We start from the raw sequence: 17388 nt of genomic DNA on the forward strand, positions 1-17388 counted from the left end.
ACGCTCGAAGGAGAGGAACAACATGACATTCACCGGAACGCTCCGCCGCGCGGTCACCACGGCGGTGGCGGCGGCCATGCTCGTCGGCACGCTGGCCGGCTGCTCGTCGACCGCCAACTCGAACGCATCGTCGAACGCCAAGAACGCCAACGCCACCAGCCAGTCCAGCACCACCGACATCAAGCGCGGCGAATCGCACGACCCCGACATCGTCAAGGCCAACGGCAAGTACTACATCTTCGGCTCGCACCTCGCCTGGCTCAAAAGCGACGACCTGATCAACTGGACGCCGTTCAAGAACAACCTGAGCACCGACTACGAGAAGATCTTCGCCGACATCTGGACCAACTGGTCGAAGCAGTCGTCCAACCCCGACGTCAAGGGCAACATGTGGGCGCCCGAGGTCTACTGGAACAAAACCATGAAGAAATGGTGCATGTACATGTCGATCAACGGCGCCAACTACCGCTCGGCGATCGTGCTGCTCACCGCCGACGACATCGAGGGCGACTGGACGTACGTCGGCCCAGTGACTTACTCCGGCTTCGAAAAGGTGAACGCCGGCAAGACCGACGTGTGGAAGGTGCTTGGCGAGGGCGCCGACCTGACCCGCTACACGTCGCAGACCGACACCGGCATCAACGCGATCGACCCGTACATCTCCGAGGACGACAACGGCGACCTGTGGATGAGCTTCGGCTCATGGTTCGGCGGCATCTGGATGCTCAAGATTGACCCGAAGACCGGCCTGCGCGACTACAGTACGAAGTACGAGACGGTCAAGAACAAGTCCGACGCGTACTACGGCATCAAGATCGCCGGCGGCTTCGGCAACTCCGGCGAAGGCAACGCGATCATTCATGCCAACGGGCACTGGTACCTGTTCCTCTCCTACGGCGGTCTGACGCAGACCGGCGGCTACCAGATGCGCATGTTCCGCTCCGACAAGCTCACCGGACCGTACATCGATGAAAAGGGCAACACCGCCATCAGCACGCGCGCCATCGGCAACAACTGGCAGAGCGAGAACGGCGTGCGCCTCATGAGTTCGATCCAGTGGAGCGGCAACGACAACGCGAACATCGAAGTCGCGCAGGGCGGCAACTCGCTGCTCACCGACGACGACGGCACCATGTACGTCGTGTACCACAGCCGCTTCTCCGGCACCGGCGAAAAGCACGAGGTGCGCGTGCACGAACTGCTTGCCACCGACGACGGCTGGCTTGTGGCCGCGCCGTACGAATACACCGGCACCAAGGCCGCCGACACCAAGTACACCGCCAAGAACGTGGCCGGCGACTACGAGTTCGTGATCCACGAGCAGAAGACCTCGTTCAAAGGCCCGAAGAAGGTCACCGACAAGACCAGCACCGACTACCGCGGCGTCAACAAGCCGGTCAACATCACGCTGACCGAGGACGGCAAGGTCACCGGCGACAAGACCGGCACGTGGAAGCTCGACAAGACCGACGGCACCGGCGACATGACCATCACGCTCGACGGCGTGGAGTACCACGGCGCGTTCGATAAGCTGCCGCGCGACAAGGACCGCAAGGTCGAGATGACCTTCTCCGTGATCGGCGACAACCTCTGCGCCTGGGCCTCCCAGAAGTAGCGGCCGGCGCCGCGCCGGACGGGTGCGCCTGTCCGGTATGGGTGCGTCTGTTCTGTCTGGCGCACCCGTACCGGACGGCGCACCCGTTCTGTCCGGCACGTCCGTTCCGGCCGGCATACGTCCGTTTCGCCCGGCCTCTTCCGTCGTTCATCAATCCCTCATATCGCCTTTCCCTCTAACGGACATACAGCCGTTTTCAACGATGGAATCGGCTGTATGTCCGTTAGGGGGTGGGGTGACGGCGCACAGCGTTCGCGATCGTCATAGTGCCATATGCGTCACAGTGCCACATGGGTCACAGTGCCATACGCGTCACAGCGCCACGGCGTTTCGCGTAGCGGCACAGCGTCTCGCATGCCTCACACAACCGCGTCGCGAACATCGCAGAGTTTCACGCAACCGCTCACACCGTTCTCATCAATCCCCATATCCCATCTCCCTCAACGGACATACAGCCGATTCGTCCATGCTTTTCGGCTGTATGTCCGTTGACGTACAAGAGAACAACACACTAAGGAATGTTCCATGGCAACGTCGCACGAACACCCACTCGCCCCGCACCACGTCGCGATCCACGACCCGGCCATCGTCGAGGACAACGGCACGTACTACATCTTCGGCACACACCGCCGCTGCGCCCGCAGCACCGACCTCGTCCACTGGGAGTACTTCGAGAACAACCTGAGCCGCGATCCGGCCTCACTGCTCGGCGGCATCTGGGAGGCGTGGCCGAAGCAGCCGGAGAACCCGGCGCTCGAAGGCAACACGTGGGCGCCGGACGTGATCTGGAACGAGGTGATGCGCAAGTGGTGCATGTACCTGTCGGTCAACGGTCACGAATTCCGCTCGGTGATCGTGCTGCTCACGGCCGATCGTCTCGACGGCGACTGGACGTGCGTCGGGCCGGTCGTCTATTCCGGTTTCAACGTTGACAATGTGGACCGCACCGATGTGCCGCGCGTACTGGGAGACGAGGCCGCGCATGGCGATCTGTCACGGTATGCATCGTTGAAGGATACGCGGATCAACGCGATCGACGCCGCGCCGATCCGTTGCGATCACGGCGAGATGTGGATGAGCTTCGGCTCATGGTTCGGCGGCATCTGGATGTTCAAGCTCGATCCGACGACCGGCCTGCGCGACTACGGCGTGCGCTACCCGCTCGTCCACGATTCCGCCGACCCGTACTACGGTGTGAAGGTCGCCGGCGGCTACTGGAATTCCGGCGAAGGCTCGTATTTCGTGCATCGCAACGGCTGGTGGTACCTGTTCATGGCCTACGGCTGGCTCGGCCGTACCGGCGGCTATCAGATCCGACTGTTCCGCTCGCGCAACCTCGTCGGCCCATACGTCGATCAGAACGGCAACCCCGCGATTTCCAACGGTGAAATCCCCGACAATCAGACCAAAGGCACCGGCATCCGACTCACGTCGTCGATCAGATGGAGCGGCGGGCCGGCCGACGACGACACAATCGAAGCGTCGCAGGGGCATAACTCCGTGCTCACGCGCGGTTCGGACGGCCGGCTGTTCCTCACCTATCACACGCGGTTCGTCGGCCGCGACGACAATGACTACGAGACGCATCTGCGCGAACTGCTGCCGACCGCGGACGGCTGGCTGGCGGCTGCGCCGTACGAGTACCGCGGCGAGGTCGCCGCGCCTCCGACCGTCGCGAATACCACCGATCCGTACGCGACTCCGACGCACGCGGCGAACACCGGGACCGAACCGGGAGCGGCAGACGCGCACGACCAATCATCGTGCACATGCGTCCGACCGACGCACGAATCGGATCTCGCGCACCCGTCGCTGGTGAGCGGCGACTACGAGTTCGTCCGGCATGATCCGCATACGTATTTCAACGGCACGCGTGACGCGGACGGCACATGGCACGGCGTGAATCTGCCCGAGACGATCACGCTGCAGCCGGACGGGCGCGTGACCAGCGGCGGCGTGGTCGACTTCTTCGATACGCCGGACGCGAACCTGCCGCGGTCGACCGATGGCCCGGTGTCGCGCGGATCGTGGCGGATGCTTGGCGCAACGCCGGCCGGCGTGCGCTGCTGCGACAGCGACATGGCGATTACGATTGACGGGATGACGTACACCGGCGTCTTCGCCGTACTGCCGCGCGAGACCGACGGCCGGGCGACGCTGACGTTCTCCGCGATCGGCGGCAATCAGGCGGTCTGGGGGTCCCGCATCGAGGCCCGATCCTGAGTCTGCTCTAGCACCTCAGCGGACATACAGCCGTTTTCACCGTTGGAATCGGCTGTATGTCCGTAAAGGTAGGTACGCCAAGACGTTTACGACTGGTCTATATGTCTCACGTCTCACAACGGACATACGGCCGATTTGCCCGCGGGAAACGGCTGCATGTCCATTAGAGGGAAGCACGTCATCACGCTTGCAACGGCCCCACACGCCTCACGCACCACCGTCCAACGGACATACAGCCGTTTTTCGTGGGTAAATCGGCTGTATGTCCGTCGAGGGACAAGGCTAGAGCTCGACTTCGGGCTTGGTGGGATCGTCCTTGACGTGGGCGAACTTGGCGGCGAGTGCCTCCTTGTTCTTGCGCTCGTCCTCTTCCTTGGCGCGACGCTTGGCCTCGTCCGGGTCCCACGTCACATCGTCGTAGTGGCGCGCCCATTCGGCCTCGGCAATCGGCGCGATCACACCGGTCGTCGCCACCGTCGTGCCGGCATCGCCAGCATCTGCTCGGGCGGCCAGCAACGTACGATACTGATCGTCGGTCAGGCAGATACGCGGCACCGCGGTCTGCTCACGCAGCTCGTTGACGAACAGGACGATCGGCAGCTGCGCAACGGCCGCAGCGGTCGTATCGTCCGCACCAACACCGCTTTGTTCAACGATGGACAGCAGTCCGTCGCAGATCACCAGCGACTCGGCGAACCGTCGCGTCAGCCCATCGACGGCACGCGTCGCACTGTCGTCGTCCGTCGTGTCCGTCACACCGCCCGGCACGCCATCCGCCGCACTGCTATCATCCACCGCGCCGCCGGTCACGCCGTCACCGTCCGCCGCAACATCGTCGGCACCGTCACCCGCAACGCCAGCACCATCGCCCAGCGTCCGTTCGATCACCGTCACCGCCTCGCGCAGCCCGTCCGCAGTCGCAGCCGGCCACTCGACGCCCATCGCGGACGCCGCATCGAACAGCACGGACGGATCATGCGCGTCACGATACCCGACCATCGTGTCGTACGCGTCGTTCGCGGCAAGCAACGCGTCGACGATCGACTGCGGACGGCCGGGGATCTCGTCGGCGCCTTCGTACACGAACTCGGCGTCCGGCATGGTCACGTCCTCGCCGGTCGCGACGCGTGCGATCGTACGGGCGAGCCGCACCTGCAGGTTCTCCGCATACTTGGCGTCGTTGTCCATCTGCTTGGCGTCGGTCAGCGGCCACAACGCGACCAACCGCGCGCCGGCCTCCGCGGCCGCGCGCACGGACGGCAGCGCGGCGATGCGCTCGACGTCGTATTCATCGATAGAAAAAGTCATCTTCGCTCCTTTGCACACGTATTCGCCGCCGCCGTCACGAAAGACGCACGTCCACGCACGCGCCGCACGGCAACCATTCACCATTGTCCCGCTACCGCACGTCGGCCGCAGGGTCGACATACGTGATTGCCATCACATCGCCGGTCTCACAGTCGTAGGTAATCGATGTAACCGACGCGAGCGCCGTATGCCGCAGGAACATCCAGTGCTCGGGATGCCCGGTCTCCAGCAGATGCCGATACGACCAGATCGGCGACTCGTGGCTCACCACCACGATCTGCTCGCCGGGATGCTGCCGCACCTTCTCGCGTGCGAAATCACCCACGCGCGCCGCGATCGACCGATACGACTCGCCCCAGCTCGGCTTCCACAGGTTCAGCACGAGCTTCCAGTTGCCGTTCCGCCACAGCGCACCCTCGCCGTGACCGATGCGTTTGCCGCGGAACTCGTTGCCCGCCTCGATCACCCGTTCGTCGGTCGTCAGTGTCAGCGGCTCCTGCCCGCGTGCGGCACGCACGCCGTTCAGCGCGTCGATAATCGCGTCGGCCGTCTCGCGCGTACGTTCCAACGGCGACGAATACACCGCGGCGATCGTGTTCGTCTGCGGGTTCGCCGCCAGATACGCGCCCGTCGCCTGCGCCATGCGCAACCCGCGATCCGACAGGTGGAACCCCGGCAGCCGCTCGTACAGCAGATGATCGGGGTTGTACACCTTGCCGTGACGGACGAAATGGATGGTGGTCGCGGGCATCGTCGTCTCCTTCGTATGTGGTTTCGCGGACTGTCGCGGCCGGACGGCGGCCGCACGTTCTCCATCAATTATTCAACATGTATGTACCGGTATACCGCGTGTCGCGACAGGCGAACTTCTAGAGTAGCCGTGACCGAATAATTCACGACGAGACTTTGTCCGATCACACTTAAATACCACGCGGTAACCATACGTCGGTACGTCGGTCAGCGGATCGACCGACCAGACCGACCAACGACACGACACGACACCGACCGACAGCCCAGCACGGACCCGATCCGGCACCACCGACCGACCGCCGCGACGCAAAGCGGCGGCTCGGCCCACCATCCAACCGTGAGCAGAAAGGAGCGGCACCATGGCACCGAACCAGCAGAACCAGCATTCCCAGCGGCAACAGCCCGATCACCAGTACCAGCAGCGACACCACAACGCGGTCAACGCGATCAAGGACGTCAACCACAAACTCTTCGGCGGTTACGCGGAGCTGCTGCGCATACCGCACACCGCGCGGTTCGCCGTCGGCTCGGTGATCGCCTGCATGCCGTTCCCGATGGTCGGCATGACGATCACGATCTCCGTGCAGCACTACTACGGCAACTACTCGCTCGCCGGCGCGCTGACCGCCGTGCAGGCGATCGCGCTGGCGGTCTTCTCCCCCGTGCTCGGCAAGCTCGTCGACAAGTTCGGCCAGCGGCAGGTGTCGATCCCGACGATCATCGTGTGGATGATCGCGGCGACGTCGCTCGTGACGTGCATCACCGCGCGCGTGCCGGAATGGATCCTGTTCTGCATCGTGCCGTTCATGGCCGCGATCCCGCCGTGGGGCGCGATGAGCCGCCAACGCTGGACGACGCTGCTCAAGGGCGACCGCGAGCGCACGAACCGCGCGCTGAGCCTGTCGAGCGTGTTCGACGAGGCCATGTGGGTGATCGGCAACCCGCTCGCTTCGACGCTGGCCGTGATCTCCGGTCTGCTTGCGTTTTCGGTGACCGGCATGTGCGTGCTCGTCGGCGCGCTGATGTTCCTGACCGAGCTGACGACCGAGCCGAAGTCGCAGACCGTGCTCGCGCGCGAGGCCGGTATGACGCGCAAGCAGTACCGCGAGCGCGAGGCGGCGCGGGCGAAGGCGCTGCAGGCCGAAGCCGCGGTCGAACGCGCGCGATGCGAGGCGAAGGCAGCCGGACTGTCCGACGAGCAGGTGCGCGCGGCCGTGCGGCAAGCGCAGGACGACGCGATGGCCGGCAAGAAGGAGTCGATCTGGGGACCGGGCCTGATGGCGTTGTGTGTGACGTGGTTCGGCTTGGGCGCGTTTCAGTCGGCGGCCGGCATTTCGATTGTCGCGTTCGCGACCGAGGCCGGCATGAAGCAGTACACCGGCTTCGTGTTCGCGTGCTTCTCGTCCAGCTCGTTGCTCGGCGCGCTCGTGTACGGTGCGAAAAGCTGGACGATTCCGCTGTGGAAGCGGTTCTACTTCTGCCTGACCGTGGTCAATCTCGGCATCGGATGCTTCCTGTTCGCGCATCATCTGTGGGTGATCATGATCATCTATCTGTTGGTGGGCGTATGTCAGGCACCGACGTGGGTGAACGGCAACCAGCTGATGCTGCATCTGGTGCCGCCGACGCGGTTCACCGAGGGCATGGCGTGGATGGGCGCGATGAATTCGATCGGTGGGTCGATGGGATCGGCGATCGCCGGGCAGTTCATCGACCGCATGGGTTCGCATGGCGGATTCCTGGTGGTGACGACGCTTGCGCTCGGGTCGCTGGTGATCGCGTTCGTCGGGTTCCTGCAGATCAAGTCGAGCACGGAGACGCCGACGCTCACGACCGTGAGTGTGTGAGGGCGACCTCTTAACGGACATACAGCCGTTTCCATCGATGGAATCGGCTGTATGTCCGTTAAGGGGAATGGCAGCTGAGTGAGGGAACGTCCGCACACTCTTCGCGCCTCGCGCAGCGCCACAAATGTGACACACGTCACAGAACTGCGCAAAACACTGGAATCTAGCCGAAAATCAGGTACCCTTGAAAGCAGTACATGAGGAGATGTACATGGCGCAGAGGCCATACCGAAGAAGGCAGAGAAGGGGTATCTGATGGAACGCAGACATTGCAGCATCGTCGGCTGCGGACACGAGGCGGAAGAATACGGACTATGTACGGCGCACTTCACATCGGCGCTGGTGCACGGCACGTTGCAGTACGCCGTCCACAACCACTCGGCGCACTGACCATTCGCATCGTCGCCCGCCGGCGCATGTCGCATGGTGCGACGTAAGATAGGCGCACAACCGAACGGGAGCCCGGAAGGGCTGAGAGGAAGTCGCGACTTCGACCGTCAACTTGATGCGGGTAATGCCGCCGTAAGGAACGAGTTGTTCATGCCGCAAGGCGATCGCGACGTCTCGTATCAGCCATTCCGGTGACGTATCGTCACGTTGCGTCTGCATGGCCAACGGATGCGACAGGATCGGCGGGACGGCGCGTGGACTCGTCACCATGCGTACGGAACGGTGCGGTTCGATCGTGACGACGATACGCCGAAGTGATCGTTCGTGATCATAACTGAATAATAATTAGTGATTTTTGCCAGGGTCATGAAGGGGCGCACCACCTCACAGGGTACGGCTGCTTCAGCGACCCTTTTTTGTTGCGGCGGACGACGCGCCAGCGCACCGTCCGCCGCAACGGCATCAGTACAACCACACCCAACGAAACAGGGGGGATGTCGATGATCGTCAACGGTCAGGAAGAGCAGCTCGACGAACCGATCAGCGTCGCCGAGTTCATCGAACGCAGGGGACTGAGGGCGGCCCGCGTCGCCGTCGAACTGAACGGACAGATCGTCCCGCGCGCCAAACGTGCGGAGACGATGCTCAAGGGCACCGATACCGTCGAAATCGTTACCTTTGTGCAAGGTGGCTGATCGTCAGCGACGACGATCGTCACACGATACGCACGAATGATCACGACGATCACGCAACATACACAATAGGAAGGAATACGATCATGACCACTACGGAACCTACACTCGACGAACTCGTCGGCACCGCGACGAACACGGCACTGCTGCCGGAACCGGATGCCCACGCCTACGACTCGATCGCCACCGGCGACGCCGATCCGCTCATCCTCGGCGGACACAAGTTCACCAGCCGCTTCATCCTCGGCTCGGGCCGCTACGACCTCAACCTCATCAAGGCCACGATCGAGAACGCGGGCACGCAGATCGTCACGATGGCGCTGCGCCGCTGCCGCACCACCGAAAACAACCTGCTTGACTACATCCCCAAGGGCATCACGATGCTGCCGAACACGTCGGGCGCGCGCAACGCTGAGGAGGCGGTGCGCATCGCGCGGCTCGCCCGCGAGGTGTGCCAGACCGATTTCGTGAAGGTCGAGATCGAGCACGAGACCAAGTACCTGTTGCCGGACAACGCGGAGACGATCCGCGCGACCGAGATGCTCGCGAAGGAAGGGTTCGTGGTCATGCCGTACATGTTCCCGGATCCGATCGCGGCGCGGCAGCTCGAGGACGCGGGCGCGGCGTGCGTGATGCCGCTCGGCTCGCTGATCGGCTCGAACAAGGGCCTGCGCATGCGCGACTTCATCGAGGTGATCATCGCGAACGCGCATGTCCCGGTCATCATCGACGCGGGCATCGGCCGGCCGAGCCAGGCCGCCGAGGCGATGGAGATGGGCGCGGACGCGGTGATGGCGTACACGGCGATCGCCTCCGCGGGCAACATCCCGGTGATGGCGCGCGCGTTCAAGCATGCGATCGAAGCCGGCCGCGAGGCGTATCTCGCGGGCCTTGGCACCGTGACCGAGGGCCATGCCGTCCCGTCCAGCCCGACGAACGCCGCCGACTACCTCGCCCCCAGCTCCCCCAGCAAGTAACACCGACTCGCATCAATGCCGGCTTCGCGTCCGGACAAACGGCCGTAACTCAACAAGATCACGCAACCACTGTTGAGTTACGGCCTTTTTCGAGCCTGAAAACGACCGTAACTCAATGAGATCACCACGTTCCTGTTGAGTTACAGTCTTTTTCAGCCGCTACAACGACCGTAACTCAACATGAGCATCTCGTTCTCATTGGGTTACGGCCTTTTAGACCGTGGAAGCGACCGTAACTCAATAGGAATGTCGCGTTCTCATTGAGTTACGGCCGCTCGGTCGTCAGTCCGCCGACGCGTCATACCGTCACCGTCACCGTCACGCGGCGTCGCGGCCGTCCAGCAGCGCCAGTTCGTCATCGGTCAGCCGCAGATCGATCGCAGCGAACGAATCGTTAATTTCCTGCGGATTGCGCGCGCTCGGAATCGTGAACAGCCGGTCGTACCGGGTCAACTCCCATGCCAGCACGATGCGCTGGTATGAGACGCCACGCATCGCCGCAACGGTACGGAACCGGTCGTAGGCGTGCCGATCGAACGGGTCGAGGAACCCACCCAGCGGCGACCAGCAGACGAAATCGATGCTCAGCTCGGCGCAATGCTCCATCGTGTGCTCGGGATCGGGATGCGACGGGGAGAACTGGTTCTGCACGGCGATCAGATCACGGCCGAGGATGGCGCGGGCCGTATCGATCTGCGCGTTGTCGACGCGGGAAATGCCGGCATATCGGATCACGCCCTCGTCAAGCAGCGTACGCAGCGCACCGATCTGGTCCTCGTACGGCACGTTCGGATCCGGACCGTGCGAATACAGCAGGTCGAGTGTGTCGACGCCGAGATGCAGCGCGGATTCCTTGGCGTCGCGGATCATGGTTTCGGGGCGAGAGTCGGCCATCCAACCGTACTGGCTGCCGGCGGCCTGCAACCGTTGACGCGTGGGATCGGGCTGTGTCGCCGGACCGCCCGCGATCGTTGCGGCAGTTGCTGATTCGGGGACGGTCAGCGTACGTCGGTAGCCGGTTTTCGTGGCGACGAGCACTTCGTCGCGCGGACCGTTCCAGCTGCGCAGCGCGTCACGGACCAGCCGCTCGCCGTACCCGAAATCCTCGGCGACACCGGTGCCGTTAGGGCCGGGAGCGGATGGCAGATAGTACGACCACGCGGTGTCGAGATAACGTACGCCGGCGTCGAGTGCGGCGTGAATCGTGGCGATCGCCGTATCCCGATCCGGCCGGCCTTCGATCGCCAGTGCCATCGTGCCCATGCCGAGTCGCGGGATGCGATATCCAGCGAAATCCACGACGTTGGCGAAGTTGGATCCGTACCGCAGCGTCGCGGCGTGTGCTTCCTGTTGGTTTGTCATGGCTCCCATCATCGCACGCGCTCTCGCCTTCCAACGCAGGTCGCGCCGCTACTCCTGCGATCTCCCGCAACCTTTCTCAGCCTCCCGCGATCTCTCTCAACGGACATACAGCCGATAACCGGGTCCGAATCGGCTGTATGTCCGTTAGAGAGGAAGGCAGCTGCGAACCCGAGGGATCGAGAGTCAATAACACAACAAGTCAAGCCCTACTCCCCCAACGGACATACAGCCGAAATCACCCATGTAATCGACTGTATGTCCGTTGAAGAGTGGGGCGGGCGGAACAACGGTTTGCCAAGGAGCGGAAGCCAAGGATACGGGCAGAACTCAAGCCCGAATCAGCGAAACCGTATCGTCAGTGCTCGAGTGCGGCCTTGAGATCGCGCGACTGGAAGCGCTCGTGCAGCAGACAGTATCCACCGAACACCGCAAGCCACACCAGACCCGCGATCGCGGAACCGCGCGTATCGTCCGCCAGGAACAGCGTCGCGTACACGAACACGAAGAACGCGATCGCGAGCGTGTTCGTGAACTTCCACGCCGGCATCACGAACCCGTCCGGGATGAAGTCGGCCGAGCGGCGGTAGCGCCGGTGCGCGATCATCGTGAGCACGTAGATGAAGATGATGACCGCGGATGATGCGGACGCGAACAGCACGAACGCGCCGGAGACACCCGGGATCGCGTTGATGACCGGCGACAGCAGGATCAGCGCGGCGGACACGAGGATCGCACGCGCCGGCACCTGACGGTTCGACACCTTGCCGACCTTCTGGAACGTCGGCGATTCGGATTCGATCGCCAGCTGGTACAGGTGGCGGCCGGCCGAATACAGCAGCGAGTTCAACGCCGAGGACGCGGCAGTGATCACCACGAAGAACACGAGTGCGGCCGCCCACTTGAGGCCCGCGTACTGGAACACCATGATGAACGGCGAGGCGAAGGAGCCGTCCGCGTTCGGCTTGAACGTAGTCCACGGCACGATCGCCATGATCGCGAGCAGCGCGCCCACGTAGAAGATGAGCACGCGCACGATGATCTCGTTGACGGCCTTCGGCAGCACCTTACGCGGGTTCTGCGTCTCGGAGACGGTGACTCCCACGAACTCGATCATCTCGTACGCGTAGAACACCATCTGGAAGCTCATGAGGAACGCGAGCCAGCCGTTCGGCGCGATCGAGAAGTTGTTCGTGATGTTGTCGATGCCCGCGTGACCGCCCGGAGAGACGGCGTCTTGTCCGGTGATCTGCACGGCGTCGTAGTGGTAGCCGATCACGACCATGACGACTGCGGTGGCGATCATCGCGCAGATGAGCGTGATCTTGATCATCGAGAACCAGAATTCCGCCTCGCCGAACGCTTTGACGGCGATCAGGTTGATCGTGACGAGCGCGGCGAGGAAGCATAGCTCGATCAGCCATTTCCAGTGGATCAGGTTGATGCCGAACGTGTCGAAGAACGTGATGAAGTAGGTGGAGACGGCCGTGATCTCGCTCATGCCGATGAGCACGAGCACGATCCAGTACGACCAGCCGGCGAACTTGCCCCAGCCGTTGCCGAGGTAGCGTTTGATGAAGTTGATGAACGTGTGCTGGCTCGGGTCGCGGTACATGAGTTCGCCGATGGCCCGCATGAGCAGGAACATGATGACGCCGACCGCGATGTACACGAAGATGATGCTCGGGCCGGTCAGTGCGATGGATTTGCCGGAGCCGAGGAACAGGCCGGTGCCGATCGTGCCACCGATGGCGATGAACTGGACGTGGCGGTTGTTCAGGCCGCGCGCCATCTGATTGTCTTTGTCGAGATTCTCGACCGATGTGAGGGTGCCGGCGCCGTTGGCTTGACCGCCGGTCGAGCCGTTCGGCTGATCACTGGGCCGGGCGCTCTGATTGTTGTTCATGTCTCTACCTGCTCTTTCCGTAACAGGTTCAAACTGTAGCATCGCGCATGTTACGGGAACAGGGGCGGTTCAATGCTGCGACGTGACAATATCGTGCGCATTTGGGCCAAAAGTTCAATTCGTTGAACTTTTGGGATGGTGTGCTGGAGGCTGGTGGCGTTGCTCCCCTCAGTCTCGCTTCGCGAGCCAGCTCCCCTCACGGAGGGGAGCCTTATATCCACGCACTTGGCCCCCTCTCTGAGGGGAGCTGTCGGCCGCAGGCTGACTGAGGGGAGCAACGCCACCAGCCTTCAAGCAGCCTTCCCAGCCATCACTCCACGCTTTTGAGCGACACGGCGGGGTCGATGCGGTCGAGCACCGGGTTGGTGAAGAGCTGCACGAGCAACGCGAACACCAGCGTGACCGCGGCGGCGATCGCGTAGCTTTGCCAGCGCACGCTCACCTCGAAATAGATGCCGGGCATGGCGAGCGCCGCCGTGAGCAGCCCGCCGACCCATCGCCCGACCGGCAGGCCGACGATCACGCCGATCACGGTCAGGATCATCATTTCGCGGTTCACGTACCGATGCACTTCGCGGTCGTAGAACCCGAGCACCTTAAGCGTGGCCATCTCACGCACACGTTCGGACACGTTCGTGTTCGCAAGCGTGAACAGCACCACGAGCGCCAGTCCGCCGGCCAGCGCAACGATCAACGCCACCACGGCCCCCATGAGCTCGAAGCTGAAGCTGCGCCGCAGATTCGCCGTGCTTACCACGCTGAGCACGTCCGCATCCTTGGCGAGTTGATCGGCGTAGGCGATCTGATCGTCGTCAGATCCGTCGTACCGCGCGAAGATCGTGTTCATTTCCACACCGTCGACCACGGTCGTCTCGCCATCGGCCGCACCGGCCACACCGACGGCAGAGCCGCTGTTGCCGTCCGTCGTCCCAGCCACGGTCGTTGCCGACGAGTCACCGGCGTCACCGGAATCCGCAGCCGCACCGGACCCACCGGTACTGCCGCCGTCATCCATGCCCGAATCACCGCCGCCGAACGCATCCTGGTAATCGCCGGCCACCATGTACACGTCCGAGCCGATCACCGACCGGCTGACGCCCACGACACGCACCAGCTTGCGCTGCGCGTCGCCGTTCTTCAGCGTGACCATATCGCCGGCCCTCACGCCGAGCGCGTTCGCGGCGCTTTGCGAAACGATCACACCACCCGGCAGACCGTTCTCGAACGTCTCCACGCGGATCGGCAGTCCGTCGGAGGCCGACCGCAGGTCGACGATTCGGTCCATCGCGGATCCGTTCGGTACGGTAACGATCTGCACGGTTTCCGTCTCGTCCATGCCGGTGGTGATTTCGCCGGTTTCGACCCGCGCCAACGCCACCGAATCAGACGAGGACGTCGATTTCGATGCGCCGGACAAATCAGAAGAACCAGAAGAGCCATCGACGATCCTGCCGTCGCTGCGCAACCGTTCCAGCATCGTCGCGACGTGATCATGATCGGTAACGACCATGAGATCATACCGGTATATGTCCCGGTATTGCGTGTTCGGCAGCGCATCCACTGTGTCGCTGATCGCCAGCCCGCACACGATGAGCGCGGTGCAGCCGGCCACGCCGCCGACCGTCATCACGAGCCGCGATTTGAATCGCACAAGATTGCGCACGGTGACCTTGTTGAGGAACTTCATGCGCCGCCACAGCGGCCCGATCCGTTCGAGCAGCACGCGAGAGCCGGCCCGCGGCGCCTTCGGCCGCATGAGTTCGGCCGGCGTCTGCCGCAGCTCGCCCGCGCACGCGACCACCGTGGCCGCGACCACGCCGACCACGAACAGTGCGATGCCGGCCGACCCGTACACCCAGTCGTACTCGAATCGCACGCCCGGCACGGTATAGAGCCCCTGCAATACCACCAGCAGGAACGCTGGAATGCCGATAAACCCGGCGATCAGGCCGATCCCACCACCGATCAGGCAGGCGAGCGCGGCAAACAGCACGTAGCGCATCGAGATCGCGAACGGCCCGTAGCCGAGACCGACGTAGGTGCCGATGAGTCCACGTTCCTCCTCGACCATGCGCGTCATCGCGGTTAGGCTCATGAGCACGGCGACGAGCAGGAACACGACCGGGAACGCGCGGCCGATCGATTCGATCGAACTCAGGTCGGACTTGATCGCGCTGAATCCTCCGATCGCGGATCGCGTCTGCACATACCAGCGGGCCACGGCGATGTCGTCGATGCGCTGCTGCTGTTTGGCGAATGCAGCGTCCGCATCCTTGCGCTTCTGGTCAAGTTCGGCCTGTGCCTTGGTGAGTTTGGCTTCGTTGTCGGCAAGCTTGGATTCCGCGGTTTTGAGCTGTTTGCGGCCGTTTTCGAGTTTGTTGCGACCGTCTTTGAGCTCGTCGGCTTTCTTGTCGAGTTCCTTCGTCTGCTGGTCGAGGTTGGCGGATTGGCTGTCAAGCTGCGCACGCTGTTGCTTGAGTGTTGCGGCGCTGGCGGATGCTTCCTGTTCTTTGGCAGCCAGTTGTGCGTCCTGCTGGTCGAGTTTCATCTGCGCCGGCGCGATGGCGCCGTCGAGGGTGGATTGCAGTTGCGTGCGTTGTTGTGTGAGCTGCGTTCGTTGGGATTCCAGTGCGGAACGTTGTGCGGCAAGCTGCGCGGCGAGCGCGGCAAGGTCGGCGTCCGCCCGGTGGGTCGGGGCGTCGATGCCGAGCGCGGCGAGCTGCTTACGTACCTGCTGCCAGCCGTCATCGTTGGCGTGCGTGTCGGTGTCTGTATCGCGCACGGACTGCGTTGCCGACTGGACCGTAGTCGACTGCACTGTAGACGACTGCATCGTGTCTGACGGTGCGGCAGTCGACGGCCCTGTCGCATCGGATTGCGCCATGCCCAACTTGTTCAACCCATCCGCCGCCCGATCGACCGCCACGATCGAATCGTTGAGTGTCGCAATGCTCTGACCGGTCTGCTGGATGCCTTGTTCGACCGGCTTGCGTTGGGCGTCCAGTTTGCTTTGCGCGGCGGCGAGCTGCTGACGAGCCGTGGTCAGTTGCGCGGTCGCGGTATCCAGCTGTGACTGTGCGGTGTTAAGCTGTGCACGCCCGGATTCGATCTGCTGACGCGCCTGCGTGATCTTGCTGCGCGCTTCGGTGATCTGCCGTTCACCGTCCTTGATGGTGATCTCGGTTTCGCCGAGTTTACGGCGGTTGTTGTCGAGTTCGTTGCGGCCGCTGACGAGTTGCGAGTTACCTTTGTCGATGCTCTGCTGCGCCTTGTCAAACTGTTGGTCGGCTTTGGTTTTGGCGTCGTCGAGTCGCTGCTGTGCGGCGTCGACGAGTTGTTGGCGACGGGCCTGCTGCCGTTTGGTCTGCACGGTGTGTTCGATGCGGGAAGCCACGTCGCGCACGAGGGCGTCGTATGACTTGCCGAACGAGTTTTCCGCCGTGGTACCGTCGACGATCAGGCTGATCGCGGTGTAGATGCTGCCGGTCACACCGTCGCCCGGCGCGAAGAAAGTGTAGTCGGATGCGACGGTCTGGCGGAATGCCTCGCTGCCGATGCCGTCCGGATTGCTGAGATCCTTGGGATCGAGGACTTCGCCGACGATGGTCAATTCGGTCGGGAAGGACGGCGACTGTTCGGCAATGTCGTTGGATGTGTCGGAGTCACTGGACGTACTGGTGTCTCCGGACGTGCCGGAGTCGCCGGACGATGCGTCGTCGGCCTGTTCGTCGCCATCCGCCGTATCGGACGCCGTGTCGGACAACGTATCTGACGCAGCGACCGGCGTGACGGTCAGCGTATCGCCGATCGACCGGCCGCTGTCCAATAGGAATTTCGCGGTGACGGCGACCTCGCCGGCAGTCATGGGCATACGCCCAGATTGCAGATACGGCTGGTCGATCCCGCTTCCGCCGATCTCATGGATCGTCACAGTCTTGTCGCTGCCGTCCACATCGGTGGTCACCGATTGGCTACGCTCCGGCTGTACGGTACGCACCCCGTCGATGCCGCGTAGCGCGGCCACGTCGTCGTCGGTCAGGCCGAGCGTCGACATCACCTGAATATCATGCAACCCCTGCGCATCATAGAACCGATCCGCCGCACGGAACATGTCGCGGCATCCCGCGTAAATCCCCGTCAACACGGCCACGCCAAGCAACGAGATCACGGCGATCGACACGAACCGCCGCCACCCGCGCAGCCAGCAGCGCACCGTGTCCTTGGCGAACGCCGCCGACATGCCGCGGCCATGTGAACCGGTCATACCGTCGTAGCCCGCGGAACCGGCCTGGTCGTACGCCGACTCCTCGTCGGCGACGTC

General features: G+C 63.3%; 11 protein-coding genes and 1 riboswitch. Of the genes, 6 read left to right on the top strand and 5 right to left on the bottom strand.

From position 1 onward, the window contains the following. The first annotated feature begins 22 nt into the window (after positions 1-22). Together DSM100688_RS04900 and DSM100688_RS04905 are read left to right on the top strand one after the other, a co-directional pair. A complete protein-coding gene (locus DSM100688_RS04900; protein ID WP_152358032.1) occupies positions 23-1615 on the top strand; it encodes a glycoside hydrolase family 43 protein in 1593 nt (530 codons plus the stop codon). A 525-nt stretch (positions 1616-2140) separates the two neighbouring features. After that, entirely contained in the window at positions 2141-3838 is a 1698-nt protein-coding gene (locus DSM100688_RS04905; RefSeq protein ID WP_239519347.1) for a glycoside hydrolase family 43 protein, read from the top strand. Positions 3839-4120: 282 nt separating this feature from the next. Here DSM100688_RS04905 and DSM100688_RS04910 read toward each other — a convergent pair whose 3' ends face one another. Further along, complete coding sequence (locus DSM100688_RS04910; RefSeq protein ID WP_152358033.1) at positions 4121-5146, bottom strand: hypothetical protein; 1026 nt, start codon at positions 5144-5146, stop codon at positions 4121-4123. Between the two features lie 91 nt (positions 5147-5237). Continuing rightward, positions 5238-5897 (bottom strand): histidine phosphatase family protein, encoded by a 660-nt coding sequence (locus tag DSM100688_RS04915; RefSeq protein ID WP_152358034.1) that lies wholly within the window; start codon positions 5895-5897, stop codon positions 5238-5240. Positions 5898-6255: 358 nt separating this feature from the next. Between DSM100688_RS04915 and DSM100688_RS04920 the strand changes: the two genes are divergently transcribed. The 4 genes from DSM100688_RS04920 (at position 6256) to DSM100688_RS04930 (ending at position 9802) form a co-directional block, all read left to right on the top strand. Next, complete coding sequence (locus DSM100688_RS04920) at positions 6256-7743, top strand: MFS transporter (RefSeq protein ID WP_152358035.1); 1488 nt, start codon at positions 6256-6258, stop codon at positions 7741-7743. Between the two features lie 255 nt (positions 7744-7998). Beyond that, positions 7999-8133 (top strand): hypothetical protein, encoded by a 135-nt coding sequence (locus DSM100688_RS12210; protein ID WP_275575903.1) that lies wholly within the window; start codon positions 7999-8001, stop codon positions 8131-8133. A gap of 54 nt (positions 8134-8187) precedes the next feature. After that, positions 8188-8289, top strand: a riboswitch (TPP riboswitch). 344 nt (positions 8290-8633) lie between these two features. Beyond that, positions 8634-8828 carry a sulfur carrier protein ThiS gene (gene thiS / locus DSM100688_RS04925; RefSeq protein WP_152358036.1) on the top strand — a complete coding sequence of 65 codons (195 nt, stop codon included), beginning with the start codon at positions 8634-8636 and terminating at the stop codon, positions 8826-8828. A gap of 83 nt (positions 8829-8911) precedes the next feature. Then, positions 8912-9802: a thiazole synthase gene (locus DSM100688_RS04930; RefSeq protein ID WP_152358037.1), complete on the top strand. Its 891-nt coding sequence runs from the start codon at positions 8912-8914 to the stop codon at positions 9800-9802. A 318-nt stretch (positions 9803-10120) separates the two neighbouring features. On the opposite strand, the gene DSM100688_RS04935 is transcribed toward DSM100688_RS04930, so the two are convergent. The 3 genes from DSM100688_RS04935 to DSM100688_RS04945 form a co-directional block, all read right to left on the bottom strand. Next, positions 10121-11065: an aldo/keto reductase gene (locus DSM100688_RS04935; RefSeq protein ID WP_239519358.1), complete on the bottom strand. Its 945-nt coding sequence runs from the start codon at positions 11063-11065 to the stop codon at positions 10121-10123. A 454-nt stretch (positions 11066-11519) separates the two neighbouring features. Continuing rightward, positions 11520-13067: an amino acid permease gene (locus DSM100688_RS04940; protein WP_152358039.1), complete on the bottom strand. Its 1548-nt coding sequence runs from the start codon at positions 13065-13067 to the stop codon at positions 11520-11522. Between the two features lie 310 nt (positions 13068-13377). Next, a complete protein-coding gene (locus DSM100688_RS04945; protein ID WP_420837480.1) occupies positions 13378-17331 on the bottom strand; it encodes an FtsX-like permease family protein in 3954 nt (1317 codons plus the stop codon). Between the last annotated feature and the right edge of the window lie 57 nt (positions 17332-17388).

Source organism: Bifidobacterium ramosum (assembly GCF_009299505.1).
Lineage (GTDB): Bacteria > Actinomycetota > Actinomycetes > Actinomycetales > Bifidobacteriaceae > Bifidobacterium > Bifidobacterium ramosum.

What these genes read in the sequence shown, in the direction of transcription:
- thiS (WP_152358036.1), top strand. Translation starts at nt 8,634, where the DNA reads ATGATCGTCAACGGTCAGGAAGAGCAGCTCGACGAACCGATCAGCGTC.
- DSM100688_RS04900 (WP_152358032.1), top strand. Translation starts at nt 23, where the DNA reads ATGACATTCACCGGAACGCTCCGCCGCGCGGTCACCACGGCGGTGGCG.
- DSM100688_RS04930 (WP_152358037.1), top strand. Translation starts at nt 8,912, where the DNA reads ATGACCACTACGGAACCTACACTCGACGAACTCGTCGGCACCGCGACG.
- DSM100688_RS04940 (WP_152358039.1), bottom strand. Translation starts at nt 13,067, where the DNA reads ATGAACAACAATCAGAGCGCCCGGCCCAGTGATCAGCCGAACGGCTCG.
- DSM100688_RS04945 (WP_420837480.1), bottom strand. Translation starts at nt 17,331, where the DNA reads ATGACCGGTTCACATGGCCGCGGCATGTCGGCGGCGTTCGCCAAGGAC.
- DSM100688_RS04935 (WP_239519358.1), bottom strand. Translation starts at nt 11,065, where the DNA reads ATGGGCACGATGGCACTGGCGATCGAAGGCCGGCCGGATCGGGATACG.
- DSM100688_RS04905 (WP_239519347.1), top strand. Translation starts at nt 2,141, where the DNA reads ATGGCAACGTCGCACGAACACCCACTCGCCCCGCACCACGTCGCGATC.
- DSM100688_RS04915 (WP_152358034.1), bottom strand. Translation starts at nt 5,897, where the DNA reads ATGCCCGCGACCACCATCCATTTCGTCCGTCACGGCAAGGTGTACAAC.
- DSM100688_RS04920 (WP_152358035.1), top strand. Translation starts at nt 6,256, where the DNA reads ATGGCACCGAACCAGCAGAACCAGCATTCCCAGCGGCAACAGCCCGAT.
- DSM100688_RS04910 (WP_152358033.1), bottom strand. Translation starts at nt 5,146, where the DNA reads ATGACTTTTTCTATCGATGAATACGACGTCGAGCGCATCGCCGCGCTG.
- DSM100688_RS12210 (WP_275575903.1), top strand. Translation starts at nt 7,999, where the DNA reads ATGGAACGCAGACATTGCAGCATCGTCGGCTGCGGACACGAGGCGGAA.